Genomic DNA, 5,177 nt, shown 5'->3' with positions numbered 1-5,177 from the left:
TAAGACCCCGGGCGTGATCACCGCCGGGGGGGCGGGGTGTGCGCACCCGGCGCCGCTTCTCACCTTCGCACCGAGATAACCGCCATGAACTGGTAATGAACGGATTCAACCCGACCCCAGGCCCGACTTTATGTCGGGCTTTGTCGTTTCTGGACCGAGACGAATAATCAAACAAACGCGGCGTTGACGGGTCTACCACGCCAATGGCCGGCATTGATGAACGCTCACAATGCCTGCTGTAGCTGGATCTGCCGTCCACGGCGGTCGCAGTGCCAAACCCTCTACGGCGAGAAAAAAAATGGCTCAGGTAACGAAAACAGCACTGCAGAGTAAAGCGGATGAGGCGGTTCTCGTGACTGCTCATGGCACGTATGACAGCTACGTGGGCACGGCGGATGACGACACCCTCACGGGCACCACAAAGCGGGATTTCATCTTTGGAGGCGATGGCGACGACATCCTCACCGGTCAGGGAGGGGATCCCAATCCGTTCAGCAACGCACAGGATCGCTATAACGGCGGTGCCGGCGTCGACACCCTCATCAGCCATCCTGCCTATTACTACGGCAACACCTTCGTCTACACATCAGTGACGGACAGTTACTTCGACAAACAGGGCTCGCACTCGGATCTGATCAAAAACTTCCAATCCAATGACGTACTTGACCTGACAGCCCTCGGGCTGGAGCGGGTCGGCAATGGCCACAACGGCGATCTGGCGGTCACTTACAACGCTGACGAGAACGTCACCTATGTTCGCTCGCTGGACAAAAACGCCGAGGGGCAGGCATTCGAAGTCCGGCTGGAAGGCGACCACGCCGCTCAGCTCGGCACGCAGAATTTCGCCCTGCGTTACGACCTGACGGCAGAAAGCAATGGCCGCGAACATCACGAGAGCGAAAAGCAATATGTCATCAGCGGGACCGATGGCGATGACTTTTTGATCGTTCCCAAAAGCGGCAACATCGTCACAGGTGGCGGTGGCGCTGATGAGATGTACAGCGGCGATGCACGTAACACCTTCGCCTTCGAGCACCTCACCGACAGCTTTGTTAACGACAGCTCGGGACACTCCAGTGTCGATTTCATCCACGACTTCCAGCTTGGCGAGGGCGACCTTCTGGACGTTTCGGCACTGGGTTTCACCGGCCTGGGCGATGGTTATAACGGCACCCTCAATTACAGCTACGACAGCGAAGCGGGTTACGCGATTGCCCAATCCTTCGAGGCCGATGAAGACGGCAACCGTTTCGTGGTGCACCTGACACAATACGAACGGTATCCGCTCACTGGCCTGCAGGACATGGACCGGTTCACCTTTGCCGGGGACTCTGCAGCAGACCGCGCCAACCAGACGCTGACCGGCGACAACTACCGTGACGAGTTCACCAACTCTGCCGCAGGCGGCATCCTTGTCGGGGGCGGTGATGATGACCTGCTGGTCGGCAACACCGGCGTCGACACCTTTCGATACGTCGAGAAGAGCGACAGCTTTCGGGGCAATTCGGACTTCATCAAAAACTTCGATGCCACACAGGACCGGATCGATGTGTCAGCGCTGGGTTACACCGGCCTGGGCGACGGCACCGATGGCACCCTCAAGTTGATCTACGACGCGGCCACGCACCGTACCTATCTGAAGGATTACGAAGCGGACGCTGACGGTCACCGATTCGAGATCAGTATCGACAAGAACGTCGCCAAGACTTTCACCGCTGATAACCTGATCGTGGCTGACGCGAACACTGCACACATCGAGCTGGTGGGCCTGGCACCTGCCGACCTGCACCCGATTGGCTGAATCCAGAAGCGCCATCCCAATAGGGCAGGCATGAAAAAGCCGTCGCAAATGCGACGGCTTTTTTTGCAGCAGGAGCGAATACAAACGTACGCCCACGCTGATACTGCTCACTGAATCTCAGTCAACGCTTTTAGCCCACACCGCCTGGGCGTTGGTGAATTCACGCAGGCCGAAGTGGGACAGTTCGCGGCCGTAGCCACTCTTCTTGACGCCGCCCACCGGGATCCGCGCGTTCGTCGCCGGGAAACCATTGATGAACACGCCGCCGGTTTCCAGACGCCGGGCGATGCGTTGTGCGCGCGGGATGTCCTGGGTCCACAGGCTGCCGCCCAGTCCATAGTCACTGGTGTTCGCCAGCACGATGGCGTCTTCGGCGTTGGCGGCAATGGTAATCGCTGCCACGGGGCCGAAGGTTTCCTCATCGAATGCGGCCATGCCTGGCTTCACATCAGCCAGCACGGTGGGCGCGTAGAAGTTGCCGGGGCCTTCGATCTTCTTCCCGCCCAGCAGCAACGTCGCGCCGGCGGCAATAGTGCGTTGAACCTGGCCATCCAGCTCATCGCGCAAATCAGCGCGGGCCATCGGACCGACGTTGATCGCGCTGTCCAGCGGGTCGCCGACTTTCAGTTGCTCGACCGCAGCAACGAATTGACGCGTGAATTGCTCGGCGATCGGTGCCTCCAGAATGAAGCGCTTGGCCGCCAGACAGACCTGGCCAGCGTTCTGGAACCGCGCTTCGACGGCGGCTTTCACCGCAAGGTCGATATTGGCGTCGGCCAACACAATGAAAGCGTCCGAGCCGCCCAGCTCCAGCAGGCTCTTCTTGAGCGCCTTGCCCGCCGTGGCTGCCACGGCAGAACCTGCGCGCATGCTGCCCGTCAGGGTGACGGCGGCGATGCGCGGGTCTTCGATAGTGCGGGCCACGGTGTCGTTGTCAGCGATGAGGTTGGTGAACAGCCCTTTGGGAAAGCCTGCCGCCTCGTAAGCTTCTTGCAGCGCGTAAGCCGAGCCCATGACGTTCGGCGCGTGCTTGAGCATGAAGCCATTGCCCGACAGCATGATCGGCCCGGATGCACGAATCACCTGCCACAGCGGGAAGTTCCAGGGCATCACCGCCAGCACAGTGCCAATCGGCAGGAAGGACACGTGTACTTCGTCGTCGCTGCCTACATTGACGGGCTCATCGGCAAGAATCGCCGGGCCATTGTCAGCAATCCACTCGATCGTGGCCGCGCACTTCTCCACTTCTCCACGGGCCGCCGCCAGGGTCTTGCCCATTTCAGCGGTGATCAGCGCAGCGAAGGACTCCGAGCGCCCACGCAGGGTGTCTGCCAGACGGCGATAGGCCGCTACGCGCTCGCGCATCGGCGTGGCGCGCCACAGACGAAAAGCAGCAGCATTCACGTCCAGCAACTGCTCGACGTCGGTCTGGGTCTGGAAGGGGTAAGTGGCGATCAGCTCACCGGTGGCCGGGTTGCGTGACGTAGCGACGTTTGCGGCGGAGATCGGGCTCAAGTCAGACATCGTGATTACCTCGTTGACGGTCGGTGCAGCGCATGTGCGCTGCGATGACCGCCACTCTAGGCAAGCCCGAATAAGCCAGGAAGGCGTGTTGTTATCCTATGACCGTGAGTCATAGGCAGTGTGGCGGGGAATGTAGGTCACCAGCGACAGGTCCGGCCGCCCTTCAGGCGTCAGCGCGACGTAGGTGAAATCGATATGGCCGCTGATGGGGTGCAGCAGACGCTTGCGGCCCTCCTCGAAACCTTTGACCTCGGTGTCCTGCCACCACTCTTTGAATTCAGGGCTCAGGGACGAGAGTTCTTCGATCAGGCTGTCGAACGGTGCCTTGTCCTGGGCCAGCGCGCGCGATGCCCGAAACGCACTGATCATGCCACGTGCCATCTGCTCCCAATCCAGAATGATGGTTCGGTAAGGGATGTACAGAAACAACAGACGCAGCGTGTTGCGCTCATGGGGCTGCAACGAACCGTAGTCGACGAACAGCTCGGCGATGGCGTCGTTCCACGCCAGGATGTCGAGCCGAGCGTTGCGCACATACGCCGGAATGGGGTTGATTGCGCGCACCAGCATTTCCAGGCCGGCGGTCACCCCGCCGCCGGTCGCAGCAACCGGCACCTCCAGTGCGGAAAGCGCATACAGGTGCGCGGACTCCACACGATCGAGCTTGAGGACTTTGGATATCCGTTGCAGCGCGTCCGGCGAGGGCTGAATGTCGCGGCCCTGTTCAAGCCAGGTGTACCAGCTGACGCTGACCCCGGCAAGCGCCGCCACTTCCTCACGGCGCAGTCCCGGGGTGCGGCGCGGCCCTTCTGGCAGGCCGAAATCGTTCGGGTCGAGGCGCGCCCGTCGGCTGGACAGAAAATTGCCGAATTCGCGCCGCTGCTCTATCGAAGGTCTTTTTGCCATAACTCGCTCGTGGTCCACGTTTTGGTTGATCGCGGAAAACGGGCATCGTGGGTCAAGCTCTGGCGTGGGTCAAGCCGGTCAAGGTATCGGCGATGGCTTTGGTGCGCCGCGCCGTGCCTTCGGTGGCCTGGTTCGAGTTTTCCAGTGAGTCGAGCATTTCGCGTAGCGCGCCGACGCCGGTGGACTGGTCCTCGATCTGCTGCGCCACCCGCTGGATCTCGCTGGAGAGCAAGTCAATGTCGACGCCGATCTCGGCCGCGTTCTTGCGGGTGATTTCCGCCAGCTTGCGCACTTCGTCGGCGACCACGGCAAAGCCTCGGCCCAGATCCCCGGCCCGCGCCGCTTCGATCGCAGCGTTGAGCGCCAGCAGATTGGTCTGGCCGGCGATCTGTTGAATCACCTGCACGATGGACTGGATACGCAGGCTCGATTCCGCGAGGGCTCGTGCGCCGACCACCGCTTCGTCCGCCTGGCTGACCAGCGCTACAACGGTATTGCCGGCGTTTGTCGAGACCGTGTTCTGCTGGTCGATCGTGCCGGCCAGATCGTCCATCGACAGGTGCAGCTCGCCGGAGTAGTGCTTGATCTGCGTGGACATCTCTTCCTGCTGCTGACCGGCCTGGGCAAGGACCCGACCCAGTGCGGCAAGGCCTTCGAAGACCGGAAGGACTTTGGTATCCAGCCCGCGGGTGTCCAGCGCGGTGTTGAAGTCGTTGAGCTTGAACGCCTCGATCTGCTTCACGATGACGTGATTCAAACCCACCATCTTCTTAAGCTGGCGGCGCAGGAAAAACGCCTTGAATTCGCCACAGTGCGCGATGAAATTGTCCACATACTCATCCGTGAATGACGCGCCTTTTGCCACCCGAAAGAAGAAGATCGCCGTGAGCGTCTGGTGCAGGTTCAGGCCGAGAATTTCACCAAAGGTCGAGAACCCCACCAGCGG

The 5,177-nt window shown here is 60.9% G+C and carries 4 protein-coding genes; 1 reads left to right on the top strand and 3 read right to left on the bottom strand.

The window, feature by feature from the left end:
- Positions 1 to 352: 352 nt before the first annotated feature.
- The gene (locus tag QMX88_RS28725) at positions 353 to 1,801 is read left to right on the top strand and encodes a M10 family metallopeptidase C-terminal domain-containing protein (RefSeq protein ID WP_282373627.1); all 1,449 of its coding nucleotides are present in this window, start codon (positions 353 to 355) and stop codon (positions 1,799 to 1,801) included.
- A 117-nt stretch (positions 1,802 to 1,918) separates the two neighbouring features.
- Here QMX88_RS28725 and QMX88_RS28720 read toward each other — a convergent pair whose 3' ends face one another.
- The 3 genes from QMX88_RS28720 to QMX88_RS28710 all read right to left on the bottom strand — a co-directional run.
- On the bottom strand, positions 1,919 to 3,316 hold the full coding sequence (locus QMX88_RS28720; protein ID WP_282373628.1) for an NAD-dependent succinate-semialdehyde dehydrogenase: 1,398 nt from the start codon (positions 3,314 to 3,316) through the stop codon (positions 1,919 to 1,921).
- Between the two features lie 105 nt (positions 3,317 to 3,421).
- Positions 3,422 to 4,231: a helix-turn-helix transcriptional regulator gene (locus tag QMX88_RS28715; RefSeq protein ID WP_192170869.1), complete on the bottom strand. Its 810-nt coding sequence runs from the start codon at positions 4,229 to 4,231 to the stop codon at positions 3,422 to 3,424.
- Between the two features lie 52 nt (positions 4,232 to 4,283).
- A partial coding sequence (locus tag QMX88_RS28710; protein ID WP_282373626.1) for a methyl-accepting chemotaxis protein occupies positions 4,284 to 5,177 on the bottom strand: 894 nt, incomplete at its 5' end.

The sequence above is a fragment of the Pseudomonas sp. PS02290 genome, from assembly GCF_029960075.1.
In the GTDB taxonomy this organism is placed as follows: domain Bacteria; phylum Pseudomonadota; class Gammaproteobacteria; order Pseudomonadales; family Pseudomonadaceae; genus Aquipseudomonas.
Note: the sequence above shows the minus strand (reverse complement) of the source record. Positions and strands in the feature narration are given on the sequence as shown.

What these genes read in the sequence shown, in the direction of transcription:
- QMX88_RS28715 (WP_192170869.1), bottom strand. Translation starts at nt 4,231, where the DNA reads ATGGCAAAAAGACCTTCGATAGAGCAGCGGCGCGAATTCGGCAATTTT.